Origin of the sequence: Rhodovulum sp. MB263, from assembly GCF_002073975.1 — a bacterium.
Classification (GTDB): Bacteria; Pseudomonadota; Alphaproteobacteria; order Rhodobacterales; family Rhodobacteraceae; genus Rhodovulum.
On the sequence record NZ_CP020384.1, the window covers coordinates 3,439,534 to 3,465,821 of the forward strand.

General features: G+C 67.4%; 28 protein-coding genes and 1 tRNA gene. 13 read left to right on the forward strand and 16 right to left on the reverse strand.

Features of this window, described 5'->3' with window-relative positions; genetic code table 11:
• The 3 genes from B5V46_RS15955 to B5V46_RS15965 all read left to right on the forward strand — a co-directional run bounded on the left by B5V46_RS15955 (position 1) and on the right by B5V46_RS15965 (position 3,488).
• Positions 1 to 2,115 carry a DNA cytosine methyltransferase gene (locus B5V46_RS15955; protein WP_080617515.1) on the forward strand — a complete coding sequence of 705 codons (2,115 nt, stop codon included), beginning with the start codon at positions 1 to 3 and terminating at the stop codon, positions 2,113 to 2,115.
• 102 nt (positions 2,116 to 2,217) lie between these two features.
• A complete protein-coding gene (locus B5V46_RS15960) occupies positions 2,218 to 2,409 on the forward strand; it encodes a hypothetical protein (RefSeq protein ID WP_042456697.1) in 192 nt (63 codons plus the stop codon).
• A complete protein-coding gene (locus B5V46_RS15965) occupies positions 2,406 to 3,488 on the forward strand; it encodes a tyrosine-type recombinase/integrase (protein ID WP_231119152.1) in 1,083 nt (360 codons plus the stop codon). Before B5V46_RS15960 ends, B5V46_RS15965 begins: the two co-directional genes overlap by 4 nt.
• Positions 3,489 to 3,512: 24 nt before the next feature.
• Here B5V46_RS15965 and B5V46_RS15970 read toward each other — a convergent pair.
• The 4 genes from B5V46_RS15970 to B5V46_RS15985 form a co-directional block, all read right to left on the reverse strand.
• Positions 3,513 to 3,589 (reverse strand) — tRNA-Arg (locus B5V46_RS15970).
• 90 nt (positions 3,590 to 3,679) lie between these two features.
• Positions 3,680 to 5,095: a sensor histidine kinase gene (locus B5V46_RS15975; protein ID WP_080617517.1), complete on the reverse strand. Its 1,416-nt coding sequence runs from the start codon at positions 5,093 to 5,095 to the stop codon at positions 3,680 to 3,682.
• Positions 5,096 to 5,125: 30 nt separating this feature from the next.
• Complete coding sequence (locus tag B5V46_RS15980; RefSeq protein WP_080617518.1) at positions 5,126 to 6,538, reverse strand: NAD(P)/FAD-dependent oxidoreductase; 1,413 nt, start codon at positions 6,536 to 6,538, stop codon at positions 5,126 to 5,128.
• Positions 6,539 to 6,542: 4 nt separating this feature from the next.
• Positions 6,543 to 7,274, reverse strand: coding sequence for a TVP38/TMEM64 family protein (locus B5V46_RS15985; RefSeq protein ID WP_080618087.1), 732 nt, complete (start codon positions 7,272 to 7,274; stop codon positions 6,543 to 6,545).
• Between the two features lie 323 nt (positions 7,275 to 7,597).
• Between B5V46_RS15985 and rpmH the strand changes: the two genes are divergently transcribed.
• From rpmH to yidD, 3 genes are read left to right on the forward strand one after another with little or no spacing between them, the layout of a single operon-like run.
• Positions 7,598 to 7,732 (forward strand): 50S ribosomal protein L34, encoded by a 135-nt coding sequence (gene rpmH / locus B5V46_RS15990; RefSeq protein ID WP_042456712.1) that lies wholly within the window; start codon positions 7,598 to 7,600, stop codon positions 7,730 to 7,732.
• A gap of 28 nt (positions 7,733 to 7,760) precedes the next feature.
• Positions 7,761 to 8,174: a ribonuclease P protein component gene (gene rnpA / locus B5V46_RS15995; protein WP_231119317.1), complete on the forward strand. Its 414-nt coding sequence runs from the start codon at positions 7,761 to 7,763 to the stop codon at positions 8,172 to 8,174.
• Positions 8,171 to 8,410, forward strand: a complete 240-nt coding sequence (gene yidD / locus B5V46_RS16000) for a membrane protein insertion efficiency factor YidD (RefSeq protein ID WP_080617520.1) — start codon at positions 8,171 to 8,173, stop codon at positions 8,408 to 8,410. Before rnpA ends, yidD begins: the two co-directional genes overlap by 4 nt.
• A 606-nt stretch (positions 8,411 to 9,016) precedes the next feature.
• On the opposite strand, the gene B5V46_RS20915 is transcribed toward yidD, so the two are convergent.
• A complete protein-coding gene (locus B5V46_RS20915) occupies positions 9,017 to 9,361 on the reverse strand; it encodes a leucine zipper domain-containing protein (RefSeq protein WP_080617521.1) in 345 nt (114 codons plus the stop codon).
• Between the two features lie 2 nt (positions 9,362 to 9,363).
• Here B5V46_RS20915 and ttcA point away from each other — a divergent pair, with 2 nt between their 5' ends.
• From ttcA to yihA, 4 genes are all read left to right on the forward strand, one after another.
• Positions 9,364 to 10,233: a tRNA 2-thiocytidine(32) synthetase TtcA gene (gene ttcA / locus B5V46_RS16010; protein ID WP_080617522.1), complete on the forward strand. Its 870-nt coding sequence runs from the start codon at positions 9,364 to 9,366 to the stop codon at positions 10,231 to 10,233.
• A gap of 256 nt (positions 10,234 to 10,489) precedes the next feature.
• Entirely contained in the window at positions 10,490 to 12,346 is a 1,857-nt protein-coding gene (gene yidC / locus B5V46_RS16015; protein WP_080617523.1) for a membrane protein insertase YidC, read from the forward strand.
• Positions 12,343 to 13,089, forward strand: coding sequence for an MOSC domain-containing protein (locus B5V46_RS16020; RefSeq protein WP_080617524.1), 747 nt, complete (start codon positions 12,343 to 12,345; stop codon positions 13,087 to 13,089). The genes yidC and B5V46_RS16020 overlap by 4 nt, the downstream gene beginning before the upstream one ends.
• Positions 13,086 to 13,739: a ribosome biogenesis GTP-binding protein YihA/YsxC gene (yihA, locus tag B5V46_RS16025; RefSeq protein WP_080617525.1), complete on the forward strand. Its 654-nt coding sequence runs from the start codon at positions 13,086 to 13,088 to the stop codon at positions 13,737 to 13,739. The genes B5V46_RS16020 and yihA overlap by 4 nt, the downstream gene beginning before the upstream one ends.
• Positions 13,740 to 13,805: 66 nt before the next feature.
• Here yihA and B5V46_RS16030 read toward each other — a convergent pair whose 3' ends face one another.
• Complete coding sequence (locus B5V46_RS16030; protein ID WP_080617526.1) at positions 13,806 to 14,537, reverse strand: SDR family NAD(P)-dependent oxidoreductase; 732 nt, start codon at positions 14,535 to 14,537, stop codon at positions 13,806 to 13,808.
• 115 nt (positions 14,538 to 14,652) lie between these two features.
• Here B5V46_RS16030 and argB point away from each other — a divergent pair, with 115 nt between their 5' ends.
• Complete coding sequence (argB, locus tag B5V46_RS16035; protein ID WP_231119154.1) at positions 14,653 to 15,525, forward strand: acetylglutamate kinase; 873 nt, start codon at positions 14,653 to 14,655, stop codon at positions 15,523 to 15,525.
• Between the two features lie 39 nt (positions 15,526 to 15,564).
• Entirely contained in the window at positions 15,565 to 16,107 is a 543-nt protein-coding gene (locus B5V46_RS16040; RefSeq protein ID WP_369822793.1) for a histidine phosphatase family protein, read from the forward strand.
• Positions 16,108 to 16,152: 45 nt separating this feature from the next.
• Here B5V46_RS16040 and B5V46_RS16045 read toward each other — a convergent pair whose 3' ends face one another.
• Positions 16,153 to 16,524 (reverse strand): 2Fe-2S iron-sulfur cluster binding domain-containing protein, encoded by a 372-nt coding sequence (locus B5V46_RS16045; protein WP_080617528.1) that lies wholly within the window; start codon positions 16,522 to 16,524, stop codon positions 16,153 to 16,155.
• A gap of 351 nt (positions 16,525 to 16,875) precedes the next feature.
• Here B5V46_RS16045 and B5V46_RS16050 point away from each other — a divergent pair, with 351 nt between their 5' ends.
• Complete coding sequence (locus B5V46_RS16050; RefSeq protein ID WP_080617529.1) at positions 16,876 to 17,325, forward strand: GNAT family N-acetyltransferase; 450 nt, start codon at positions 16,876 to 16,878, stop codon at positions 17,323 to 17,325.
• 48 nt (positions 17,326 to 17,373) lie between these two features.
• Here the strand turns inward: B5V46_RS16050 and B5V46_RS16055 are convergent, their stop codons facing one another.
• From B5V46_RS16055 to B5V46_RS16095, 9 genes are all read right to left on the reverse strand, one after another.
• Positions 17,374 to 18,165, reverse strand: coding sequence for an amino acid ABC transporter ATP-binding protein (locus tag B5V46_RS16055; RefSeq protein WP_080617530.1), 792 nt, complete (start codon positions 18,163 to 18,165; stop codon positions 17,374 to 17,376).
• Positions 18,166 to 18,177: 12 nt separating this feature from the next.
• Positions 18,178 to 19,494, reverse strand: a complete 1,317-nt coding sequence (locus tag B5V46_RS16060; RefSeq protein ID WP_155774101.1) for an amino acid ABC transporter permease — start codon at positions 19,492 to 19,494, stop codon at positions 18,178 to 18,180.
• Between the two features lies 1 nt (position 19,495).
• Entirely contained in the window at positions 19,496 to 20,752 is a 1,257-nt protein-coding gene (locus B5V46_RS16065; protein WP_080617532.1) for an amino acid ABC transporter permease, read from the reverse strand.
• Positions 20,753 to 20,890: 138 nt separating this feature from the next.
• The gene (locus tag B5V46_RS16070; RefSeq protein WP_080617533.1) at positions 20,891 to 21,910 is read right to left on the reverse strand and encodes an amino acid ABC transporter substrate-binding protein; all 1,020 of its coding nucleotides are present in this window, start codon (positions 21,908 to 21,910) and stop codon (positions 20,891 to 20,893) included.
• Positions 21,911 to 22,132: 222 nt separating this feature from the next.
• Positions 22,133 to 22,849, reverse strand: coding sequence for an ATP12 family chaperone protein (locus B5V46_RS16075; RefSeq protein WP_080617534.1), 717 nt, complete (start codon positions 22,847 to 22,849; stop codon positions 22,133 to 22,135).
• Complete coding sequence (locus B5V46_RS16080) at positions 22,846 to 23,517, reverse strand: HAD-IA family hydrolase (RefSeq protein ID WP_080617535.1); 672 nt, start codon at positions 23,515 to 23,517, stop codon at positions 22,846 to 22,848. Before B5V46_RS16080 ends, B5V46_RS16075 begins: the two co-directional genes overlap by 4 nt.
• The gene (locus B5V46_RS16085; protein ID WP_080617536.1) at positions 23,514 to 24,557 is read right to left on the reverse strand and encodes an RluA family pseudouridine synthase; all 1,044 of its coding nucleotides are present in this window, start codon (positions 24,555 to 24,557) and stop codon (positions 23,514 to 23,516) included. The genes B5V46_RS16080 and B5V46_RS16085 overlap by 4 nt, the downstream gene beginning before the upstream one ends.
• The gene (gene crcB, locus B5V46_RS16090) at positions 24,554 to 24,934 is read right to left on the reverse strand and encodes a fluoride efflux transporter CrcB (protein WP_080617537.1); all 381 of its coding nucleotides are present in this window, start codon (positions 24,932 to 24,934) and stop codon (positions 24,554 to 24,556) included. Before crcB ends, B5V46_RS16085 begins: the two co-directional genes overlap by 4 nt.
• Positions 24,935 to 24,965: 31 nt before the next feature.
• The gene (locus B5V46_RS16095) at positions 24,966 to 26,282 is read right to left on the reverse strand and encodes a replication-associated recombination protein A (RefSeq protein WP_080617538.1); all 1,317 of its coding nucleotides are present in this window, start codon (positions 26,280 to 26,282) and stop codon (positions 24,966 to 24,968) included.
• Between the last annotated feature and the right edge of the window lie 6 nt (positions 26,283 to 26,288).

The window sequence follows — 26,288 nt, forward strand, 5'->3', positions numbered from 1 at the left end:
ATGGCTGACGGTTCGTCTCTTCTGTTCGACTTCGCGGCCGAGCGCCCGGCCGATCCCCGTCCGATGATCATCGACAGCTTCGCGGGCGGCGGCGGGGCCTCGACCGGGATCGAAATGGCGCTCGGCCGCAGCCCGGACGTCGCGATCAACCACAGCGGCCCGGCGCTGGCCCTGCATCAGGCCAACCACCCCGAGACCCTGCATCTCAACAGCAACATCTGGGACGCGGACCCGCTGAGCGTGACCGGCGGGCGCCACGTCGGGCTGCTCTGGGCCAGCCCGGACTGCAAGCATTTCTCGAAGGCCAAGGGCGCGGCGCCCTGCGACCGCAACATCCGCGATCTCGCCTGGGTCGTCGTCAGATGGGCCGAGGAGGCCCGCCCCGACGTGATCTGCATGGAGAATGTCAAGGAGTTCGTGACCTGGGGGCCGGTCGGCGAGGACGGGCGGCCGATCCGCGAGTTTGCGGGCATGACCTATGAGCTCTGGGTCAAGCGGCTGCGCAAGGCGGGCTACAAGGTCAAATGGCGCGAGCTGCGGGCCTGCGACTACGGCGCGCCCACGATCCGCAAGCGTTGGTTCTGTGTCGCGCGGCGGGACGGTCGGCCCATCGTCTGGCCCGCGCCGACGCATGGCGATCCGGCCAGCCCGGCGGTCCGCAAGGGCAAGCTGCTGCCGTGGCGCAGCGCCGCCGACTGCATCGACTGGTCGCTGCCCTGTCCGTCGATCTTCGACAGCTCGGCCGAGATCATGGCCCGGCACGGCCTGCGCGCGGTGCGCCCGCTGGCGAAGAACACGCTCGCCCGGATTGCCCGGGGCATGCGCCGCTATGTGCTGGAGGCCGAGCGGCCCTTCATCGTGAACCTGACCCACGGCGCCCGGACCGAGGATCTGGCTCAGCCGCTGCGCACGATCACCGGCGCGAACCGGGGCGAAAAGGCACTGGTGGTGCCATCGGTCGTGGGCTGCGGCGGACGGGCCGGGCAGAGCCGCCCTCGCGGAGGAGACGAGCCGTTCGCGACTGTCACGGCAAAGGCGGACGCCTGCATTACGATGGCGACACTCGCGCCAAGCCTGACCCGCTTCAATGGCGGGGCCACGGGCGCCGATCTGCGCGACCCGATGCCGACCGTCACCGCGAACAGCTGGATCAAGCGGCCGGGCGGCGCGATGCCGCTGGGCATCGTCACGCCGTATCTGCTGAGCCTCAAGGGCTCGGCCCGCCGCGATGGTGCCGTCTCGGCGCCGCACCCGACCGTGCTGGCCGGTGGCGGCCACAGCGCCGTGATCGCGCCGGTCCTGACCTACGCCCAGCAGGGCGGCGGCAACCGCTCGGCCGAAGATCCGCACCACACGATCTGCGCCTCGAAGAAGGACCAGAACAGCCTGCTGGCCGCGACCATGATCCATGTCGGCAACGGCGAACGGCCCGGGCAGGCGCCGCGCGCGCTCGACATCGGCGCGCCGCTGAATACCGTGGTTGCGGGTGGCGTGAAGCACTACCCGGTGGCGGCCTTCCTCGCGCAGCAGAACGGCGGGCCGCGCATGGCCGCCCATTCCGGGCATGACCCGCGCGCGCCCCTGTCGACGGTGGCCGCCAGCGGCAGCCACCAGACGCCGGTCGCGGCATGGTTCGCGAAATACTACGGCACCGGCGACGGTGCCCGGATGGACGGGCCCTGCCACACGGTGACGGTCAAGGACCGCATGGGGCACATGCAGGCCGATCTGGCCGCGCCGCCCTTCGCCCCGGAACACGAGACCCGGGCGCGCGAGGTGGCCGAGTTCCTGCGCGCCCATGGCGCCTGGGACGGCGGCGCCTTCGTCACGCTCGAGATCGACGGGCAGAGCTTCGTCGTGATCGATATCGGCATGCGGATGCTGAGCCCGCGCGAGCTGTTCAATGCCCAAGGCTTCCCGCCCGACTACGTGATCGAGGGCGCCTGGGAGGGGCTCGACAGCGACGAGCCCACCTTCCGCCCGTTTTCCAAGGATGTGCAGATCAGCTGCTGCGGCAACTCGGTCTGCCCGCCCGTCGCCGCCGCGATCATCGCCGCCAATTGTCCCCACCTAGCCGCATCCCGGCAAGAGCAGGAGGCCCATGATGCCGTCTGAGACCTTCACCCGCAGCTTCGGCCGGTTCCATGCCGAGGTAACCCCGGCCGATGCTCTCTACGAAGACACCGCAGGCCCCAACGCATTGTGGAAGGCGGTGTAATGGGTGCGCCGCGTTTCACTGAAGCCGAGCTCCGCCGGGCCGTCAATGTGGCGCGCGCCGCCGGGGCCGATATCGAGATCACCCGGGGCACGATCAGGATCCTTGCCGGTCCGTCCCGCCTGCCCGTATCCTTCGAGGAGATCGACGGGGACGAGGCACAATGCGACGCGGCATTCGGGGGACCACGGTGACCCTGACGAACCTCATGCCGGTTCGGCGCGGCAACCGCACCGATTGGTATTTCCGAAAGAAGGGGCAGAAGCTGGTTCGGCTCCCTGACCTGCCGCACGACCATCCCGATTTTCTTGCCGCTTATGCCGCGGCGAGAAAGGCCGCCGAGGCCGCGACGCGACCCCTGCGCCTGCCGCCCGGCACCTTGGGGGCGCTGATCGAGGCGACGGTGCACTCTGACCGGTTCCTGTCGCGCAGCGCCGTCTACCGGGCAACCCTGCGCCGCCATTTCGAGGCCATCCGCCGAGACGGAGGCGAGGCACCGGCCAAGGGCCTCCGGGATCGCCATATCCGCGCGAATGTCGCGACGGCCGAGAGCCCGGTCGACAGGCGCAAGGCCTGGCGGTTCCTCTGTGCGTTCGGAGTGGATGCGGGCCTCCTGGAGACCGACCCGTCGCTCACCGTGACGCTGCCCCGTGCCCCCAAGACAATCGGGCACCCGGCGTGGACTGCTGCCGATATTGACGCCTTCCGGACCCGGTGGCCCATCGGCACCAGCAAGCGCGCCGCCTTCGAGCTGCTGCACTGGACCGGATTTCGGATCGGCGATGCCGTGATGATCGGCCCGGGCCATGTGGATCGCGCCGGGGTACTGATCTACACGCAAAGCAAGGTGAAGCAGCCCGCCTTCGTGCCCTGGACGGCCAGACTGCCCACCTATGCCGAATGCTATGCCGGGGACCGGGCCGCGATGCACGACGCGCTGGCCGCGCTCGGTTCACGCCACATGACCTTCCTTGCGACGGCGGCGGGCGCTCCGAGATCCGAAAAGGGCCTTGGCAACATGATCCGGGCCGCAGCGGCGGAAGCCGGGGTCGAGAAAAGCGCCCACGGGCTTCGCAAGACGCGCGGCGTCGCCCTCGCCGAGGCAGGCGCATCGGCGCACCAGATAATGTCCTGGCTTGGCCATCAGACCCTCAAGGAAGCCGAGCACTACACCCGCCAGGCGAGTCGGCGACGGGCTGTCATGAGGGAAGAACAGGAACAGAACGTTGAAACGCATGCCACGCAAGTTGCAACATTTCCGAAAAAGCCGTGAGTTATCAGTTGGATATCTTGGAAGTGGCGCGCTGGGGAGGATTCGAACCCCCGACCCCTTGATTCGTAGTCAAGTACTCTATCCAACTGAGCTACCAGCGCGTGGGTTGGGGATGTAACGCCCCCCGCAGGGCAACGCAAGGGGCAAACCGAGCATTTCGGCACAGTTTTTTCGCACTCCGCGAAACCGGCTCAGAGCGGGGCCTCGCCCTCGCCCGGAAGCACGGCGGCGGCTTTCGGCAGACGGATCTCGAAGGCAGTGCCGTCGGCATCGCTGCGGCGAAGCTCCAGCGCACCGCCATGGCCGCGGATCAGCTCCATCGAAATCGCGAGCCCGAGGCCGGTGCCGTCCTTGCGCGTGCCGCCATGGAAGGGCTGGAACAGATGCTCGCGCGCCTTCGGCGGCAGACCGGGCCCGGTATCGGTCACCTGGATCACCCAATCCTGTTCGGTCTCGTCGGCATGGATGCCGATCTCGCCGGGCTTGCCCGAGGCCAGGATGGCCTGGCGCGCATTGCGCACCAGATTGGTCAGCACCCGCATCAGCTGCTCGACATCCGCACGCAAGGTCAGCCCGGCCGGCACATCCTCGGAAAAGCTGATATCGTACTCGCCCGCCGCCAGCCTCTCGCCATCCACGACCTCGTTGACAATGGGCGCCAGCGCCACCCGCTCCAGCCGCGGCGGCGGTTCCTGCGCCCGGCCGAAGGCCAGAGTCGATTCGCACAGATGCACGGCGCGGCTGATCGCGCCCACGATTTTCGACGCCGCACGCCTGACCGCCGGATCGTCGCTTGCCTCCATCCGGTCGGCGAAAAGCTGGGCCGTCGTCAGGATGTTGCGAAGATCGTGGCTGATCTTGGCGACAGCCGCGCCAAGCTGGGCCAGGCGATCCTTCTGACGCAGCGCGCCGGTCAGCTCTTCCTGCAATGCCCGCAGCGCGGTCTCGGCCTCGTAAAGCTCGCCCACCCGGGCCGAGGGTTCGATGATCCGGCGATTATCCTCGGGGGCCTCGGCATAGAGCTTGATCGCCCGCACCACATGCCGGATCGGCACCACCAGCAGACGCCGCGCGGACAGGAAAAGCAGCAGCGCGGAGAGAACCGAGATCACTGCCGAGAGCAGAAGGATCCGCAGGCCGTAATCGATCATGGCCTTGCGCAGCTCGGCCGTGCTCATGGTGACCTCGATCAGGAGGCCCGCCCGCTGGACCGGCTGGCCGATCACTCGGATCACGCGCGTCTTCGGGTCGGCGAGCCGGATCAGCGCGTCGGGTATCAGCGACAGCACGTTGGTATCCCGCAGATCGAAGCTGCGATAGACCGGCTCGGGGATCGGCGAGGACAGCACCAGCTCGCGGGCCCGGTCGCGCCGCAGAACGACATTGTAGACACCGGCATTCTGCAGCAGCTCGCGTTCCAGCTCGTCGCCGATCATGCCATCGCTGGCCAGAAGCGCGAGCGAGGCGATCTGCGAGCGTTCCAGCCGGGCCAGCAGGAAATCGACACGGAACCGGGCCACCGAGGGCACGAAGATCAGCACCTCCGCCAGCATGACGAATACGATCGTCAGCAGCAGGAACCGACCGGACAGGGAATTGAGGAACATGCGTGTCGCCCCCGGCCCCGGGGGGTTGGCTCAGGGCAAGAGGCGCTGAATCACCCTCACCCCCCGCTTGACCCAGGGATTCTTGAACAGTTTGGGGGAAAAATAGGCGCCCGCCGCCCGCTTGTTAAGCTCACCCAGTGTCGGATAGGGCACAATCATGCCGGTCAGGGCAGTCATCCGCTGACCGCCGGCGATGGCCAGGGCCCAGGGACCGACCAGTTCGCCGGCCTCGGCGCCCACCAGGGTTGCCCCGACCGGACGCCCCCGGCGCAGCACGACCTTGACGAATCCTGCGGTCCGCCCGCTGGTCACGGCACGGTCGTTTCCCGCATAATCGGCACGCACGACCTCGATTGCATCGCCATGCGCGGCGCGGGCCTCGGCCTCGGTCGGACCGATCTGCGCCAGTTCGGGATCGGAATAGGTCACCCGGGGAATGTGATCGCGGCGGACCCGGGCGGGCAGGCCCAACAGGATCGGCCGGATCACCAGACCGGCATGATAGCCCGCAAGATGGGTGAACTGCCCCTGCCCCGCCGCATCGCCAATGGCGTAAATCCGCCGATTCGTGCTGCGCAGGCCAGAATCGACCCGCACCCCGGCGGCATCGGCCTCGACCCCGGCCGCAGCCAGGTCGAGCCGCTCGAGCGCCGGCTGGCGGCCCGTCGCGACCAGAAGATGGCTGCCCTCGAGCAGGCCGTCGCCGGTCTCGACCGTGATCGCGCCCGCCCGGCCGCTCACGCGCCGCACCTCGGTGCGCTCGAAGAGCTCGACGCCCTCGGCCCCGAGCCGCGCGAGCACCAGCGCCGCCGCCTCGGGATCCTCCCGGCCCAGCGCCCGCTTCGCCTCGATCACCGCGACCCGCACCCCGAGCCGGGCATGGGCCTGGGCCATCTCCATTCCGATCGGGCCGCCGCCCAGGATCAGAAGCCGGTCGGGCCGTGCGTCAAGCTCGAACAGGGTCTCGTTGGTGAGATAGGGCACCCGGTCGAGCCCCGGAACCGGCGGCACCGCCGGGCGCGAGCCCGTCGCGATCACGAAGCGGCGCGCCCGGATGGTCTCGCCGCCCGCCTCAAGCTCGCGCGGAGAGACGAATCGGCCCCAGTCCCGGATCACCCGCACACCGAGCCCCTCGAACCGCTCGACGCTGTCATGCGGGGCGATGGCGGCAATCGCGCCCCGCACATGGGCCATGACCGCGGCATGATCGATCTGCGGCGCGATCCCGGCGATGCCGCAGCCGCCCTCGCGCATCGCCTGCGCCCGGGCCGCGGCCGCAAGCAGCGCCTTCGAGGGCACGCAGCCGTAATTCAGGCAATCGCCCCCCATCCTGTGGCCCTCGACCAGCACGACCCGCGCGCCCATCTGCACCGCACCCGCCGCCAGCGACAGCCCGGCGGCACCGGCACCGATGATGCAGAGATCGGTTTTCGTCGTCGCCATGGCCCTACCCCTTCCGCCGCGCGACACGGATCGCGATCGGCAAGGCCGCCAGCGCCGCCAGCCCCAGAAGCGGCCCCAGAAAATAGGGCGCGAAGATGATGCCGAGATCGGGCCGCGCGCCCCGGGCAAAGACCTCGCCCAGCCCCGCGCCGACCCATGTATAGACCAGCGCGCCCGGCATGATGCCGAAAAAGGTGGTGAAGACGAAGCGCCCGGCCCGCACGCCCACCATCGCGGGCAGCAGATTGGCCACGAAGAAGGGCACCGCCGGAACCAGCCGGATCAGGAACAATACCGGGATCTCGTTCTCGCGAAGCCCCTCGCGAAAGGCCGCGATCCGTCCCTCGCCGGCATCGAGCCGGGCCGAGAGCCGGTCGCCAAGCCCCCAGCGGGCCGCGAGAAAGATCAGAAGCGCACCCAGCGTGGCGGCCGTGACGTTGAAGAACACGCCCGGAAAGACACCGAACAGGAAGCCGCCAGTCAGCGTCGCCACCGTCGCCCCGGGCAGGGAGAAGGCGACGATCAGCACATAGGCCAGCATGAAGCCCAGCACCGCCATGGCATAATTGGCGTCCCGCAACGCGATCAGCGCCTCGCGATGCGCCGCAAGCGCCTCGAAGCTCAGCCGGTCATGCAGCGTCAGGGCGCCAATCAGCGCGACGGCGGCAATCGCTGCCAGAAGCAGGTAGCGGGCAAGGCCGCGCCGTGTCGGCCTCTGCTGCCCTGTCGGGGCCATCTCGGGTATGTTCATGTCGGGTAGGTTCTTCGCCATCTCCGGGTCCGCTGTGGATATCCGCCTTGCGAACATGGACGGACCCGACCGGTCTGCACAGCCCGCTCACGCCGCATTGATCGGCGGTGACAGGAAAAGCGCCCCCTCTCGGGGTCGGACGGAAGGCCACCGGAGGGCCACAGTCGCATGCTGGCGCCAGATTGCAGCATTTCCCGTGCGGGAAGAATTGACTTGCCCGCGTCAAGCCCCTAAAGGACGGGCTTCGAACACCATGGGGCCTTCGAATCCGCACGCGGTTTGGGTCCATCTCGACGGAGCGACGCGCGATGAAACGCACCTACCAACCTTCGAACCTGGTCCGCAAGAAGCGCCACGGCTTCCGTGCCCGCATGGCGACCAAGGCCGGCCGCAAGATCCTGAACGCCCGCCGTGCCCGCGGCCGCAAGAGCCTTTGCGCCTGAGAGCACGCCTGAGGGCGATGACGACATGATGCCGCCGGGGATGAACGGTGCCTCCGAACCATCGGAGTGTACCAAAGCTTCTCCGGCGGCGTCGTCATGCCTGACAGTCCTGTCCCGCCGCGCCGATTTCCTGCTTGCGGCGCGGGCAAGACGGCAATCGGCCCCTGCCTTCACGCTGCAGGCCCGGCGCCGAAGCGAGGCGCCCGAGGGCGGCATCCGGATCGGCTTCACCTGCTCGAAGAAGGTCGGCAATGCCGTCGCGCGCAACCGCGCCAAGCGTCGCCTGCGCGAGATCGCCCGAGCCGAGCTGCCCGACCATGGCCTCCCGGGCTGGGATTACGTGCTGATCGGACGGCCGGTCACGACCGCAAGCCGCGATTTCGCAGCCCTGAGCGCCGACCTGCGCCGGGCGCTCGAACGCCTGCATGCAGATCGGTCATGAGCCCTCTCGCCCGCCTGCTTGCCCTTCCCATCCAGGCCTACCGGATGGTGCTGTCGCCCTGGATCGGCTTCAACTGCCGCTATCAACCGACCTGCTCGGCCTATGCACTCGAAGCGCTCGAGACCCATGGCGCGCTTCGCGGCGGGGCACTCGCGCTCTGGCGCATCCTGCGCTGCAACCCCTGGGGCGGCTGCGGCTACGACCCGGTCCCGCCGAAACCCGGCGCGAAGCGCTAGCTCTGGCTTCCCATGCGGTTGCTCAGCCCCTTTAGCGGGGGCAATCTGCTGAGGGCTGACTGCGGCCTCGGGAGGCGAACGGCTCGCGCGAGCACTACGCATCACCGAGAAAGGATGTGCAAGCCCATAGCCCCAGTCGCGCAGAAGGGTTCGGAGCCAGCCGGGCAAGGACACGAATCCGGAGGACCGCTCTTCCGACAGACGCGCCCGGCCCTTGCCATTTGGCTTTGGCATGAAGGGCTGCGTGTAGAGGAGGCGGATACCCGGCGAGCCCGGCGCCTTGCGGAACCGGCGCAAGCGGCAGGCGCCGCCGTTGCCCGCCATCACAGGCTCGGCCTTCATGCCCGGCCCGCGGGCCCCGCGCAGGACACGCAGCAGGATGCCGGGGATAATGACCCTGCGCGTGTCCGACTGCAACCCGGCATGGGCAAGCCGGGTCCTGAGACATGGGCAGAGCCCCCGCCCGCCGCCAGCCGAAAAAGCCCGCTCCGGGTCAGCCACCGGCGACTGCGGCGGACCCCGCATGCGGAGGATGGCGGCGCCGGTGAGATGCAGCCATCGCCCGCAAGCGGGTCGGGCCGATAAGGCACCGCAGCAGGCGCGCGCTCACCTGGCGCAGAGAGCGCGGCCGATCCTGAGGCGCCCGAGCTCCGTCTCGCGGAACCGGGCCAGCCACTTGCCCCACGTGCCGAAAGACAGGCCGAGAACTTGTGCCAATCGGGTCACGCCCCGACCAGCGGCGACGCGGGCGACGATCTGTTTCCGACCATAGACAGTGAGGCGGGAATTCCGATGAAGGCTGCGCCTCGCTGCGGGGCCCGGGCTGGCGTCTGGCGGCTTGCAGGCTTGCTTCGCGGCGCGGGAACAACCTTCCGAAATTTCACTGCCAGAGCACGAAAGAGAGGCCGCCTTTCCGCTTCCCCGGCGGCGGGCAATCTGGCATAGGCTCAGCCATGTCCGACGAGCCCGACGATATCCATCCGCTGTTCCACGGCGCCCCCTCGACCACCGAGTTCAAGAAGCTGCGCAAGCGGATCATCCGCGACACCCGCGAGGCCATCGAGCAATACGGGATGATCGAGCGCGGCGCACGCTGGCTGGTCTGCCTCTCAGGCGGCAAGGACAGCTACACGCTGCTGGCCGCGCTTTACGAATTGAAATGGCGCGGGTTGCTGCCGGTCGAGCTTCTGGCCTGCAATCTCGACCAGGGCCAGCCGGGATTTCCGGCGACCGTGCTGCCCGCATTTCTGGAAAAGATGGGCGTGCCGCACCGGATCGAGTATCAGGACACCTATTCCATCGTCATGGACAAGGTGCCCCAGGGCCGGACCTATTGCGCGCTCTGCTCGCGGCTCCGGCGCGGCAATCTCTACCGGATCGCGCGCGAAGAAGGCTGTTCGGCCGTGGTCCTGGGCCATCACCGCGACGACATCCTGGAAACCTTCCTGCTGAACCTCTTCCATGGCGGACGGCTGGCGACGATGCCGCCGAAGCTGGTGAACGAGGAGGGCGATCTCTTCGTCTACCGCCCGCTGGCCCATGTCGCCGAGGCCGATTGCGCGCGCTTCGCCCGGGCCATGGATTATCCGATCATCCCCTGCGATCTCTGCGGCAGCCAGGACGGGCTGCAGCGCATGCAGGTCAAGGCGATGCTCGACCAGTGGGAGACCAACCATCCCGGGCGCCGCCAGAAGATGTTTCGCGCGCTGATGCATGTGCGCCCCTCACATCTGCTTGACCCGGCGCTCTTCGACTTCGCGGGTCTGGTGCGGGAAACCGGCACGCCCTCCGACATCGCGCCCGGCGAGTCCGCAACGGGCTGACCTTTCCCCGACCCCGCGCCCGTGGCGAGGTCGGGAAATCGGGTATTTTTCCAAGAAGAAGCAGCGATATGACTTCTTCTTGGTCAAAATACCCCCACGGGATGTCCGCAAGGGGCGACCGGCGGGGGCGAATACGGGCAGATGCCAGAGGCGGGCACTGCCCCCAAACCCCGTGCGTCGGCAAAACGACTTGACCTCACCGGCCTCAATCTGTTGAAGCAGCCACACCTTTCAAAGGACGGGGTGGCGGTCTGCCATGGACGATCAGAACAAGAATCTCATACTCGCAACGGCGCTCAGCTTCCTGGTGATCCTCGGATGGTTCCTGCTGTTCCCGCCGGAACAGCAGGCGCCGGTCACCGAACAGGACGCCGTCACGACGACGGAGCAGACCGGCAGCGGTGCGACCACGCCCGACCTGGCCGTCGCCCCCCCGGCGCTGCCGGGCAGCGGCGCGCCCAGTACACCCGAAACCGCCGCGCCCTCGCTGGCCGCCGAGGCGCCCCGGCTCTCGATCGAGACGCCCCGCCTGACCGGCTCGATCTCGCTGCTGGGCGGCCGCATCGACCGGCTGTCGCTGAAAGGCTATCACGAGACGCTCGATCCGGACTCGCCGCTGGTGTCGCTGCTGGAACCGGTCGGGACCGAGCGCCCCTATTACGCGCTTTACGGCTGGGCACCCGCAGGCAGCCTCGGCTATGAGGACGTGCCCGGTGCCAACACGCTCTGGACGCTTGACGGCAATGACGCGCTGACCGTCGGAACCCCGGTCTCGATGCACTGGGACAATGGCAAGGGCCTGACCTTCCACCGCACCATCAGCATCGACGAGAACTACATGTTCACCGTCGAGCAGAGCGTCGAGAACGCCACCGGCGATGCCGTGCGCCTTGCCCCCTATGGCATCGTCGCCCGCCATGGCCAGCCCGAGGGCAGCCGGTTCTACATCCTGCACGAGGGTGTCGTCCGGCAGACCGACGACGAGCTGGAAGAGATCAAGTACAAGAAGATGCCCGACATGGATTATGTCGAGCGCGAGCGGGCCAATGCCGAGGTCACCGACGTTCAGGAGAACGGCTGGATCGGCTTTACCGACAAGTACTGGATGACCACGCTGATCCCGGAACCCGGTCAGCCCTTCACTTCGGTCGCCAAATATGTCCAGGGCCCCGACATCTACCAGGTCGAGGCGCGGCTGCCGGTCGTGACCGTCGCTGCCGGTGCTACCGAAGGCACCTCGACCATGCTGTTCGCCGGCGCCAAGGAATGGGAGACGATCCACCATTACCAGAAGGATGACGGCATCTTCCGCTTCATCGACTCGATCGACTGGGGCTGGTTCTTCTTCTTCACGAAACCCATCTTCCGCGTGCTGCACTGGCTGAACGGGGCGATGTCCGGCCTTGGCGTGCCGGGCTCGATGGGCTGGTCGATCATCCTTCTGACCGTCATCATCAAGGCGATCGTGCTGCCGCTGGCCTACAAGTCCTACAGCTCGATGGCCAAGATGAAGGAACTTCAGCCCAAGATGGAGGAGCTGAAGGAGCGCTGCGGCGACGACCGCCAGAAGCTGCAGCAGGAGATGATGGCGCTCTACAAGAAAGAGAAGGTCAACCCGGCCGCGGGCTGTCTGCCGCTCTTCGTGCAGATCCCGATCTTCTTCTCGCTCTACAAGGTGATCTTCGTCACCATCGAGCTGCGCCACGCGCCCTGGATCGGCTGGATCCATGACCTCTCGGCGCCCGATCCGTCCTCGATCCTGAACCTGTTCGGCCTGCTGCCCTACGCGCCGCCGGAACCGGGCTCGTTCTTCGCGATCCTGTCGCTCGGCGTGCTGCCGATCCTGCTGGGGATCTCGATGTGGCTGCAGCAGAAGCTGAACCCGACGCCCACCGATCCGACGCAGGCCATGGTCTTCGCCTGGCTGCCCTGGGTGTTCATGTTCATGCTGGGCAACTTTGCCAGCGGGCTGGTGCTGTACTGGATCTGCAACAACACGATCACCTTCATCCAGCAATATGCGATCATGCGCATCCACGGCTATCACCCCGACGTGCTGGGCAATATCAGGTCGAGCTTCCGCAAGAAGAAGCCGGAACCGGAGCACAAATGACGGCACGGCTGGCCCGGATCTATCGCCACCCGATCAAGGGCCACGGCGCCGAGGCGCTGGAGACGGTGGAGCTCGAGGCCGGCCGGACCCTGCCCTGGGACCGCACCTGGGCCGTGGCGCATGAGGCGTCGCGGACGGATGGAACCGGCTGGGCGCCCTGCGCGAATTTCTCGCGCGGGGCGAAGGCGCCGCAGCTGATGGCCATCGGCGCGCGGCTGAACGAGGCGGCGGGGCAGATCACCCTGACCCATCCCGACCGGCCGGATCTGACATTCTCTCCCGACAGCGAGGGCTCGGCCCTGATCGACTGGGTCCGCCCCCTGATGCCCGCAGACCGCGCGGCCTCGACCCGGATCGTCCGGGTGCCCGGGCGCGGCATGACCGACAGCGCCTTTCCCTCGGTCAGCCTGCTGGGGCTCGCCTCGCTCCAGGCGCTGTCCGAGAAACTCGGCCAGAGCCTGTCGCCGCTGCGCTTTCGCGGCAATTTCTGGATCGAGGGGCTCGCCCCCTTCGCCGAGTTCGACTGGATCGGGCGGAAGATCCGGCTGGGCCGGGCGGTAATCGAGATGCGCGAGCGCATCACCCGCTGCATGGCGACAACCGCCAACCCCGAAACCGGCGAACGCGACGCCGACACGCTGGGCGCGCTGCAGGCCGGCTGGGGGCACAAGCAATTCGGCGTCTATGCCGAGGTGATCGAGGGCGGTCGCGTGGCCCTTGGCGACGCTGTGGAGGCGCTATGACCCCCCTTCCCTTCCCCCTGACGCCCGAACCCGATGCCGAGGCCGCCGAACGCGGGCGCAAGCTCTTCGCAGGGCCCGTCGAGTTCCTCAAGGGCGTGGTCGCGATGGACGGGCTGCCGCCCGCCGACCGGCCCGAGCTGTGCTTTGCCGGGCGCTCGAATGTCGGCAAGTCGAGCCTGATCAACGCGCTGACCGGACGCAAGGGGCTGGCGCGGGCCTCGAACACGCCCGGCCGGACGCAGGAGATCAACTATTTCACGCTGGGCGAAAGCCATTACCTCGTCGACCTGCCGGGCTATGGCTATGCCGAGGCGCCGCTGAAGGTGGTCGAGAAATGGCAGCGCCTGCTCAAGGCCTATCTGGCCGGGCGGCAGACCCTGCGCCGGGCCTTCGTGCTGATCGACGCGCGCCACGGGGTGAAACCGGTCGACGAGGAGATCATGAAGCTGCTCGACGGGGCGGCCGTAACCTTCCAGACGGTGCTGACCAAGGCCGACAAGGTGAAGGCCGCCGAGCGCGACAAGGTTCTGACCCAGGTCCGGGCCGCGCTGGCGCGCCACCCGGCCGCCTTCCCCGAGATCGTGCTGACCTCATCCGAAAAGGGCGACGGGATCGCGACCCTGCGCGCGATCATCGAGGGCATCGCCTAGGGTCCCGGCCGGTTTCATGGCCCATCCTGTTTATGCCCGTCTTGTCATGCCCGCCTTGCGGCCGGCTCAGACGTGCTGGCCGGCATTCACCTCGATCTCGGTCCCGGTGACGTAGCTGGCCTCTTCCGAACAAAGGAAATGGATGACGCTCGCCACTTCCTCGGGCTGACCCAGACGGCGCAGCGGCAGGCCCTCGACGATCTTCTCGGTGCCGGGGCTGAGGATCGAGGTTTCGACCTCGCCGGGCGCGATGGCGTTCACCCGGACGCCCAGGGGACCGAAATCATGCGCCATCTCGCGGGTCAGCGCCGCCAGAGCGGCCTTGGACGTCGCATAGGCCGCGCCTGCGAAAGGATGCACGCGACTGCCCGCTATCGAGGTCACGTTGACGATGGCCCCCTTTGCGGCGGCCAGCTCGTCCTGCAGCCCGCGCGCCAGCACGATCGAGGCGAAGAAGTTCACGTTGAAGACCATGCCCCAGGTCCGCATGTCGGTTTCAAGCGTGTTGAGCCGCCCGCCCTCCTCGGTCTTGGGCGAGATCCCGGCATTGTTGACCAGTGCATGCAGCTTGCCCCCGGTCAGCTTGCCGCGCACGACCTCGATGGCGCGCTTGGTCATGGCCGGGTCGGCCAGGTCGATCTGGATATGGTTCTCGGCACCGCCGGGCCAGGGGCAGCGCGAGTCGAAGGGCTGGCGCGAACAGGTCAGAACCCGCCAGCCTTCGGCCGAAAAGCGCTTGACCGTCGCATGCCCGATGCCCCGGCTTGCCCCGGTCAGCAACATTACCTTCTGTTCCATCGCACCTTTCCCGTTCTGCGGCGTGATCAACGTAAGCCCGACATGCCAAAAGACAATCACCCTTGGCCTGCGGACGCGCAGGCGCTAACAGAAGTTCACCAAACGGACCCGCAGCATGAGAAGACAGACGGCCATGAATCGCGACTGGATCGCCACCGCCCGGACATTGTCCGAGGCGCTGCCCTATCTTCAGCGCTATACCGGCGCCATCGTCGTCATAAAGTTCGGCGGCCATGCCATGGGCAACGATGCCGAGATGGAGAGCTTCGCCCGCGACGTGGTGCTGATGCGGCAGGTCGGCGTGAACCCGGTGATCGTCCATGGCGGCGGGCCGATGATCAACGAGATGCTGGCGCGGCTCGGCGTCGTGTCGGACTTCGTCAAGGGCAAGCGGGTGACCGATGCCGCCACCGTCGAGGTGGTCGAGATGGTGCTCTCGGGACGGGTCAACAAGCGCATCACCCAGGCCATCAACGATCAGGGCGGCAAGGCGGTCGGGCTCTCGGGCAAGGATGCGGGGCTGATCGTCTGCGACCAGGCAGATCCGGCGCTCGGCTTTGTCGGGGCGCCTGCCGAGGTGAATCCCGAGGTGCTGCACCAGCTCTTTGCCGCGGGAATGATCCCGGTCGTGGCGCCGCTCGGCGCCGGGCGCGCGGGCGAGACCTTCAACATCAACGGCGACACCGCCGCGGGCGCCATCGCCGCGGCGCTGAAGGCCGACCGGCTGCTGCTGCTGACCGATGTCGCCGGCGTCAAGGATGCCTCGGGCCGCGTCGTGACCGAGCTGAGCCCCGACAATATCCGCGAGATGACCGCCTCGGGCGTGATCGCGGGCGGCATGATCCCGAAGACCGAAACCGCTTTGTCGGCGATCGAGGGGGGCGTGCGCGCGGTGGTCATCCTCGACGGTCGTGCGCCCAATGCCTGCCTTCTGGAGCTTTTCACCGATCACGGGGCGGGGTCCCTGATCCGAGCGCCGCGTCCCTGACGCCGAACCCGCTGGCCGGAAGCGACAGGCTGTGACAGGATGCCCCCGACCCGCGACAAGCAAAGCCGCCTGCCGATGAGTTTGCGCCTGATCCTCGTCCGACATGCGAAATCGAGCTGGGACGACCCGAGCGAGGACGACCATGACCGTCCGCTCAATGCGCGCGGCCGCGAGGCGGCGCCGAAGATCGGCCGCTGGCTGGCCGGGCGCGGTCATGTGCCGGCCGAAGTGGTCAGCTCCACCTCCTGCCGCACGCTGGAAACCTGGGACCGGATGGCACCCCTGCTGGGCGAATCCACCGTCATGCGCCGCGATCCCGCGCTTTATCAGGCACCGGCCGAGCGGATGCTGGAGACACTGAACAATTGCGCGGCCTCGCCGGTGCTGATGCTGGGCCACAATCCCGGCATCGCGGAATTCGCGGCACGCCTGCTGGATGCCCCGCCCGAGCTGCCGCGCTTTGCAAGCTTTCCCACCTGCGCCACGCTGGTCGCGGAATTCGAGCTGGGCGACTGGACAGAGGTCGAGTTCGGAACCGGCCGGCTGGTCGATTTCATCACGCCCAAGCAGCTTGACGGCTGATCCCGCGGCGACGGCAGGGCGCCGCCGCGGCCGTGACATGCAGGGTCAGTCGGCGCCCCCCGGCGTGCCGCTGAAGCTGACGGTGACATCCTCGTCGCGAGCGATGAACTGGCAGGCCAGACGATAGCGCGGCGGCATGTCCCGCACCTCGGCATCCTCGATTTCCTGCCCGGTCAGCTTGCCCAGCTCCTTCAGCTTCTGCTTTTCCTTGTCGGTCAGCATGATCGCCTTCTTGTCGGCGGGATTGTCATAGCTGACCTCGATCAGGCAGGAGCCGCAATTCCCGTCGCGGCAGTCGAAGGGAATCGGGATTCTGTTATCCTCGGCCAGCGCGAGGATCGTCCGGGTGTCGCCCGCCACGCCATAGACCTTCTTGTCCTTGTGCATCTGCGGAGAGGTAAAGGTGATGATCGCCATGTCGTATCCGTCCTTGGCTTGGGCCCTCCGTCCTGCGAACGGGCGGAGGGCGGATGTCGGTTCGAACCGGTCGCACGTCTCCACTCCGCAGGAAGCAGGTTCCATGCCACGACCAGAGCATTGAAACCGCGTCATTCCCTTGTGGCATGTCCGGAAGACGACAGGTCCGTCGCGCAAAGCCGACAGCTCGGGACAGGGCTTGCACCCGGGCGGCGCAGGGGCCATTCTGAGTCCCGACGGAAGAAGGAGAGATATGCGCAGCGATCAGTCGTGACACCGCAGGACGCGGTTCGCCCCGGCGCCCGGCAACCGGGCCCGCTCAAAACGCATATCCAACTTTCGGACTTACAGATGACACAATCCGACATCCTCATCCGCGCGCCGCGGCCGGGCGATCATGCCCGGCTTTCGGAGATCTGGTACGCCGCCTCGCGCGAGGCTCATGGCTTTCTCGGCGAGGACAGGCTGCGCGCCCAGCGAAGGCTGATCGAAACGCAATACCTGCCCGGCTCAGAGCTCTGGCTGGCCTGTATGCAGGACCGTCCCCTGGGCTTCATCGGCCTTCTGGGGGCGTTCATCGGCGGTCTTTTCGTGGCCCCCGACCGGCAGGGCCGGGGCATAGGGCGCAGGCTCGTCGCCCATGCGGCCGGGCTGAAGGGCACGCTGGAGCTCGAGGTCTACAGCGCCAATCCCCGCGCCTGCGCCTTCTATCGCGGGCTCGGCTTTACCGAGGTTTCGCGTCGGCCGCAGGACGATGAGGGGCTGCCCTTCGAAACGCTGCGGCTGCGGCGGGAGGCCTGAACGGGCGGCGCGGGAGGACATTCTCCCGCGCCGTCGCGGCCCTTAGGCTCAGTGACCGAGGATCTGGCTGAGAAACAGACTGGTGCGATCCGATTGCGGAGTGTTGAAGAAGGCCTCGGGCGCGTTCTGCTCGACGATCTGCCCCTGATCCATGAAGATCACCCGGTTCGCCACCTGCCGGGCAAAGCCCATCTCATGGGTGACGCAGATCATCGTCATGCCCTCTTCGGCAAGCGCGATCATGGTGTCGAGCACCTCCTTGATCATCTCGGGATCGAGCGCCGAGGTCGGTTCGTCGAACAGCATGATGTTCGGCCGCATGCAGAGCGCGCGCGCGATGGCGACCCGCTGCTGCTGACCGCCCGACAACTGGCCCGGATATTTATTGGCCTGTTCGGGGATGCAGACCTTTTCGAGATAGGACATGGCGGTCTCCACCGCCTCCCTTTTCGGCACCTTGCGCACCCAGATCGGCGCCAGCGTACAGTTTTCCAGGATCGTCAGATGCGGGAAGAGGTTGAAATGCTGAAACACCATCCCGACCTCGGAGCGGACCTGATCGATATGCTTGAGGTCATTGGTCAGCTCGATCCCCTCGACCACGATCCTGCCCGCCTGGTGTTCCTCGAGCCGGTTGATGCAGCGGATCAGGGTCGACTTGCCCGAGCCCGAGGGGCCGCAGACAACGATGCGCTCGCCCTTGCAGATCGTCAGGTTGATGTCGCGCAGCACGTGGAAGGCCCCGTACCACTTGTTCATGCCGACGATATCGATGGCGATCTCATCCGACGAAGTCGGCCGGGACCGGTCGGTGATGGGGCCGGACATGGAGTCAGACATGGCGGGACCTCCTCAGCGGCGCTCGGTCCGGAGCCTGCGCTCCAGATACATCGAGTAGCGGGACATGGAGAAACAGAAGACGAAGAACAGCGCTGCGATGAAGCCGTAAAGCTCCCAGACGATGCCGTTCCAGTTGACATCGGCCCGGATCGAGTTCGAGAAGCCGACCGGATCGAGCAGGCCGATGATCGAGACCAGCGTGGTATCCTTGAAGACGCCGATGAAGGTCGAGACGATCCCGGGAATCGAAATCTTCAGCGCCTGCGGCATGACGATCAGCCGCTGCGCCTTCCAGTAATCGAGCCCGAGCGCATCGGCCGCCTCGTACTGGCCCCGTGGCAGCGCCGCGAGCCCGCCCCGGATCACCTCGGCGACATAGGCCGAGGCGAACAGCGTGACCATGATGATGACGCGCAGGACGATGTCGAAATTGGTATCCGGCGGCATGAAATAGTTGAGCAGAAGCCAGGCCACGAAAAGCAGCGTGATCAGCGGCACGCCACGGACGAACTCGATGACACCGACGCAAAGCGACTTGACGATGAACATCCGCGATTGCCGGCCCAGCGCCAGCAGGATGCCGAAAGGCAGAGACAGCGTGATCGCCGTCACGCCGATGGTGATCGACAGCATGAAGCCGCCGAAATCACGGCTGGAGACAGGCTCGATCCCCAGCGGCAGAACCGCCTGCAGCTGCCCGGCGGCCGGGCCTGCCAGCCAGAGCCACCACAGGACCGGCACCAGCGCGGCCGCGATCGTGCCGGGGAGCGTGCCCGCCACCGCATCGACGATCCGGTAGGCGACATAGCCGAGGGCAAAGCCCAGCGCCACCGCGACCGGCAGCCAGACCGTTCCGCCCCAGAGCAACCAGGGCACGAGGAAGGGCGCCGCCACTGACAGATACAGCGCCCTGCGCGGAACGCCGGGAAACAGCACCGGCGCCATCCCGCCCAGCGCGATGCCGAAGGCCAGGACCGGACGCCAGTAGATCTCGGACGGGTAGAAGCCGAAGACCAGTTGCGCCCAGCGTTCGCGGATCACCGCCCAGCAGGCGCCGCTGGCCTCGGGGCCGAATGCCGTCCTGATCTGCGCGCGGCATTCGGACAGCGAACTGGCGGTCCAGCTGGACTGGACGATCCAGGGCAGGACCGCGGCCAGAAGCCATGTCAGCAGCGCCAGCGACAACAGCGTCAGCGCCGCATTCAACCAGGATGAGAACAGGTTCTGGCGCAGCCATCCGACAGCCCCCACCGAACGCGCGGGCGGCGGCTCCGGCGGAAGCAGGCTGCCCCGGGCGAAGGCCGCGCTGTGGGAATGGGTGTCGCTCACCTCACCGCTCCACCAGCCGGACCCTGGCATCGTACCAGTTCATTGCCGTCGAGATCGCGAGCGAGATCGCCAGATAGAACCCCATCATCAGCAGCACGCATTCCAACTCGCGCCCGGTCTGGCCCATGGTGATGCCGCCCAGCGTTCCGGTGATGTCCATGTAGCCCACCGCGATCGCCAGCGACGAGTTCTTGGTCAGGTTCAGGTATTGCGAGATCAGCGGCGGGATGATGACCCTGAGCGCCTGCGGCAGGATCACCAGCGACATGATCCGGTTCGGCCGGAGACCCAGCGCCGCCGCGGCCTCGGTCTGGCCCTTCGAGATCGCGAGGATACCCCCCCGGACGATCTCGGCGATGAAGGCGGCCGTATAGAAGCTGAGCGCAAGCCAGAGCGCGATCAGCGAATTGCGCATGTAGATCCCGCCGCGGAAGTTGAAGCCTCTCAGTTCGGGATAGCCCAGATGAAAGCCCAGCCCTGCCAGCAGGACCGAAAGCGGCAGCACGATCACGCCAAGACGCAGATACCAGGTCGCGGGTCTCAGCCCGGTCCGGTTCTGGATCCGCTCGGCCCGCGCCCGGATCCGCGCCGAGACCCAGAGCCCTGCCGCCAGGACCGCGAGGACCGCGAGCAGATCCAGGCTGATCCCGAAGGCCCCGAAGACCGACAGATCGCCCAGGCTGCGCGAGAACAGCGGCTCGGGAATGTAGAAGCCGCGATTGGTCAGCGCCACGCTGTCGCCCAGCAACATCGAGGCCGTGGCATCCGCGCCGCGAAAGGCATTGGGCGGCGGCAGGCTCTCGATCAGGATCGCCATGAAGAACAGGATCCAGAGCAGGACCGGCACGTTGCGGAAGATCTCGACATAGACCGTCATCAGCCGCGCCACGAGCCAGTTGCGCGACAGCCGCAGCACCCCGATCACCACCCCCATCGCGGTGGCCAGCGCGCAGCCGAGAAAGGCCACCAGCAGCGTGTTCAGAAGCCCGACGATGGCGGCCCTGAGATGGGTGTCGCGGCTGCTATAGGCGATCAGCGTCTGGTTGATGTCATATTGCGCCTGGTTCCAGAGGAAGTCGAACCGGATCGGCTTGCCGAGCTCGGCGAGGTTCTGCACGGTGTTGCTGATCATCCAGCTCACCAGCAGCAGGAAACCAGCCAGCGTGACGATCTGGATCGTCAGCGACCTGTAGCGGGTATCGAAGATCAGCATGCGCAGACGGAACGCCTCGCGCGGTACCTCCGGATAGCTGCTCATGCGGGCGCTCCCTGTCGCTCCCTCCCGGCACAGAGGGACCATGCGCCGACCGACACGGCCGCGCCCCTCCGGGATCCCAGTCTTTCCTTTCCCAGATGCGCAAAGGGCGCGGAATGTCCCGCGCCCCTCGAAACTGCCTTACCGGAACGGCGGCGCGTACATCAGCCCGCCATCGGTCCATTGCGCGTTCAGCCCCCGCGCGAGCCCAATCGGGGTGTTCTGGCCGATATATTTCTCGAAAAGTTCGCCGTAATTGCCCCCGGCCTTGATCGCCTTGACCGCCCAGTCGGCCGGCAGGCCGAGCATCTCGCCCAGGGCACCCTCGGTGCCGAGCAGACGGTTGATCTCGGGATTGGCGGTGACCGTCGCGGTCAGTTCGTCGATATTGGCCGAGGTCACGCCATATTCCTCGGCGGCGATCAGCGCGTTCAGAGTCCAGCGGACGATATCCGCCCATTCATCATCGCCATGGCGCACCAGCGGGCCCAGCGGCTCCTTCGAGATGATCTCGGGCAGGACCACATGCGCCGAGGGGTCCTCGAAGGTGGCGCGCGTCGCGGCCAGACCCGAGGCATCGGTGGTGTAGACGTCACAGGCCCCGGCCAGATATTGCTGCTGGGCCTGTTCGTTGGTCTCGATAGGGACCGGCTCGTAGGAGATGTTGTTGACGCGGAAGAAATCCGCGAGGTTCAGCTCTGTCGTGGTCCCGGTCTGGATGCAGACGGTGGCGCCGTCGAGTTCCTTGGCCGAGCTGACGCCTAGCGCCTTCGGCACCATGAAGCCCTGGCCGTCGTAATAATTGACGCCCACGAAGGTGAATTTGAGGTCGACATCGCGCGAGAAGGTCCAGGTGGTGTTGCGCGCCAATATGTCGATTTCGCCCGAGGCCAGGGCGGTGAACCGGGTCTTGCCGGTCGTGGGAACGAATTCGACGGCCGAGGAATCCCCCAGCACGGCGGCAGCAACGGCGCGACAGACCGCCACGTCGAAGCCCTGCCAGTCGCCATTCGCATCGGGCGCCGCAAAACCGACAAGGCCGGTATTGGTCCCGCAGTTGAGCTTGCCGCGCGCCTTGACATCATCGAGCGTAGCCGCGCCCGCCGCCGCCGCGGCGCAGGCGGCCACGGTCAGCGCGCCGAGAATAACGGATTTCTTCATTTTCACCTCTTCTGAATATCGGTCCGTTCATACGGCTTATCGGTCCCCCGGCACGCAGGGGCATGGCAATGAGAGACCCCAATCCCCTCAGCGCCTCAAGTCTGGGCAAAATACCGCCGTCAGGTCAAGTGCACAGGAGATGCCGTGCGCATCGCACAACCATTGGGATAGAATCGTCGCCGCCTGCTCACGATTTACGCGGTGCGGCGCAAAGCGAGAGCATCAGAGCGATGCGCGCGCAAGATTGAGGAAACGGCGCGCCTGCAGGAAGTCGCGCCGCCGCGCCGCCGCGACCTCGGCGGCCTCGGCATCGATGCCCCATTGCTCCTGCTGCCAGGTCTCGTCGATCCGCGACAGCTCCCAGAGCCGTTCGGGCGCCTCGATCCCCTCGGCCGCGGCAAGCCCGATCACCAGCGAGCCCGACAGCCCGACCAGATCATGAAGCGCGGTCAGCTCGAAAGCGTCGAACCCGGCGACGCGGGTCCGCAGCCGCGTGAGGCTTTCGGCGGGCTGCGGCCGGGGGATCACGCCCCGGGTGGGTTCCAGCGGCGCCCCCAGCGTGGCGGCGGCCCAGGCCAGCAGCGGGTCCCAGCTCTCGGCCTGGCGGCTGACCAGCCCCGCAGGGCTCTCGGCGCGATGGCAAAGCAGGTCGCTTTCCCCATAGGCGGCAATGAGTTCGGCCACTTCGGCCTGCTGTTCCCGGACCTTGTCGATGGCGGCATTGGCCGCCCGGGTGACCGGCATGCTCAGCGGCGCGACCTGATCGACCTGTGCATCCCATTCCGCCGCCACGGCCTCGGCCATGGCGCGGGTCGGCACCGCAAGCGGGCGCTTGGCGGGGGTTTTCACCGGACGCCCGTCAAGCAGGATGGCAAAGCCTGCCTCGGCCGGTGTCACGCCCGTCTCGGTCCAGAACCGTTTCAGCGCCCATTCGCTCATACCGTCTCTCCCACCAGCGCCAGCACCGCCCGGGGCAGATCGGCGAAGCGCTCGACCACCGCATCGGCCGCGCCCAGCCGGTCGGCCGGGTGATACCCCCAGGCCACGGCCAGGGTGCGCACGCCGGCGGCACGGCCCATCTCCATGTCGAATTCGGTATCGCCGATCATCACCGCCCGGTCGGGCGCGACGCCGGTCTCGGCCAGAGCGGCCAGCACCATCGAGGGATGCGGCTTCGAGGGATGGTCGTCCGAGACCTGCCGGGTCGCGAAATGACCCGCCAGCCCATGCGACGCGAGAATCGCGTCGAGCCCGCGCCGCGACTTGCCGGTGGCGATGCCCAGTTCCATCCCGTCGACCGCCAGAAGCGCGTCGAGCGCCGCGGCCGCGCCGGGAAAGAGCGGCGAGGCCGACTGCCCCGCCCTGAGCGAGAAGAAGGACTGCCGGTAGGCCTCGACCATGCGGCCACGCCGGTCGGGCCCGAGCCCCGGCGCCAGCGCCTCGATCGCCAGCGGCAGAGACAGGCCGACGACGCCCAGCACCTCGGCATGAGGCGGCACGGCCAGACCCTCGGCCGCGAAGGCCGCTTCCATCGCGCCCGCGATATGGGCCTGACTGTCGACAAGGGTGCCGTCGACATCGAAGATCGCAAGGCGGCGGGCGGTCATTCCAGCTCCTCGAACGGGTCAAGCGGGACATCGGACTCGGACCAGCCGAGCATCTCCCAGGTGCGTTTCATATGCGGCGGCAGCGGCGCGGTCAGCCTGAGATGCGCACCGGTCACAGGATGGGTCAGCGACAGGTGGCGGGCATGCAGATGCAGCTTGCGGCTGATCTCGCCGCCCAGCTGCGCGCCCCAGCCCTCGCCCAGGTTCTCCTGCCCCGAACCGCCATATTTTCCGTCGCCGACAATGGGATGCCCGATCTCGGCCATATGCGCGCGCAGCTGATGGGTGCGGCCCGTCACCGGCACCAGCGCACACCAGCTGGCCCGCGTTCCCAGCGCCGAGAGCACCGCGTAATCCGAGGTGGCGCGCTTGGCGCCCTCGGTCTGATCGACCTTGGCGGGGTGGATGCAGAGCATCTTCTCGCCCTCGCCCTTGCTGCCATGGCCGGGCGCCTTGACCAGCCCGAAGCGGATCGTGCCCATCCGCGGATGCGGCACGCCCGCCACCACGGCCCAGTAGATCTTGCGGGTCTCGCGGGCACGGAAGGCAGAGGTCAGGTCCTTGGCAACGGCACGGGTCCGCGCGAGGATCAGCACACCCGACGTGTCGCGGTCGAGCCGGTGCACCAGGCGCGGGTTTTCGTCATAACCGAAGCGCAGCGCCTCGCCCATGCCGTCGACATGGCGCGCCTGGCCGCTGCCGCCCTGCACCGGCAGCCCCGGCGGCTTGTTCAGCGCGATGATATGGGCGTCGCGGAAGATCACGCAGCTGCGGATCATCTCGGCATCGGCCTCAGAGACCTTGGGCTTGGGCGCGGCCTCTATCTGACCCGGCTCGGGCAGCGGCGGCACCCGCACCTGCTGGCCCTCTTCCAACCGTGTGGCGGGCTTGGCCCGGCCGCCATCGACCCGGATCTCGCCCTTGCGGCACAGCTTCTCGATCCGCCCCTGCGAGACATGGGGAAACTGCCGCCGGAACCAGCGGTCGAGCCGCTGGTCGCCATCGCCGCGCGCGACTGTCAGGGTTTGAACGCCACTCATGTCAGAAGGCTCCGCATCAACCAAAAGGCGAGCGCGATGGCGCTCAGGGACAGGATCAGCGAGCCCGCCACGTAGGCGATCGCCAGCTCGGCCTGACCGCGTTCGAACAGCGTCATCGCATCGAGCGAGAAGGACGAGAAGGTGGTGAAGCCGCCCAGAAGACCGATCTGGAAGAACGGCGCGAAGGGCGTGCCGCCCTTCTTGGCCAGAACCACGATCAGCACACCCATCAGGAACGAGCCCAGAACATTGACGAAGATCGTGCCCCAGGGAAAGCCGCGCCCCAAGAGCGACGTGGCCGCCACACCGGAAAGATACCGGCCCACGGAGCCGATTGCGCCCCCGAGGGCCACTTGCAGGAGTGTCGCGCCAGTCATGGGCCTCCCATCGCCCCGCCGGGCGGGCTTGTCAACCGTCCTGCCGCCGCTCGCGCAGCTTTGAGAAATAGTCCAGCCGCCGTTTCAGCTCGCGCTCGAAACCGCGCTCGACGGGCGTGTAGTAGACGCCCCGCTTCATGCTTTCGGGAAAGTAGTTCTGCCCCGAGAAGGCGTCCTCGGCATCGTGGTCGTACTGATAGCCCGCGCCGAAGCCCTGTTCCTTCATCAGCCGGGTCGGCGCGTTCAGGATATGCCTGGGCGGGGGCTCCGATCCGGTCTTCTGCGCCGCCTGCCGCGCGGCCTTGTAGGCGCTGTAGCCCGCATTCGATTTCGGCGCGAGCGCCAGATAGATCACCGCCTGCGCCAGCGCCAGTTCGCCCTCGGGCGACCCCAGCCGTTCATAGACCGACCAGGCGTCAAGACAGACGGTCTGGGCCTGCGGATCGGCAAGTCCGATATCCTCGACGCTCATGCGCACGATCCGGCGCGCCAGAAAGCGCGGGTCCTCGCCGCCTTCAAGCATCCGCGTCAACCAGTACAGCGCCGCATCCGGGTCCGAGCCCCGGACCGATTTGTGCAGCGCCGAGATCAGGTTGTAATGGCCGTCGCCGCTCTTGTCATATTGCGCCGCGCGCTTCTGCAGCCGCCGGGCAAGATCGGCGGGCGCCAGCGGCCCCGTCACCTTCCAGGCCATGAGCTGCTCGATCAGGTTCAGAAGCGCCCGCCCGTCGCCATCGGCCATGGCGATCAGATCGTCCCGCGCCTCGCCGGTCAGGGGCAGCGGGCGACCGATCTCGTGCTCGGCGCGCTGCGCCAGCAGTTCCAGATGCGCGGGGTCGAGCCGTTCCAGCACCAGCACCTGCGACCGCGACAGAAGGGCCGCGTTCAGCTCGAAGCTGGGGTTTTCGGTGGTCGCGCCGACCAGCAGGATGGTGCCATCCTCCATATGCGGCAGGAAGCCGTCCTGCTGGGCCTTGTTGAAGCGGTGGATCTCGTCGACGAACAGAAGCGTACCCTGCCCGTTGGCATGGCGCAGCCTTGCGGCCTCGAACACCTTCTTGAGTTCGGCCACACCCGAGAAGATCGCGCTGATCTGCACGAAGGCCAGATCGGTCTCGTCGGCCAGAAGCCGCGCGATGGTGGTCTTGCCGACGCCAGGCGGGCCCCAGAAGATCAGGGAGGAGAGCGTGCCGGCCGCCAGCATCACGCCAAGGGACCCCTCCGGGCCCAGGACATGCTCCTGCCCGATCACCTCGGCCAGCCGCCTCGGGCGCAGCCGGTCTGCCAGCGGGCGCGGCCCGGAGCGGTCGGAAGCGGCAGACGGGGTCCGGTCGAAAAGGTCAGTCATCGGGGC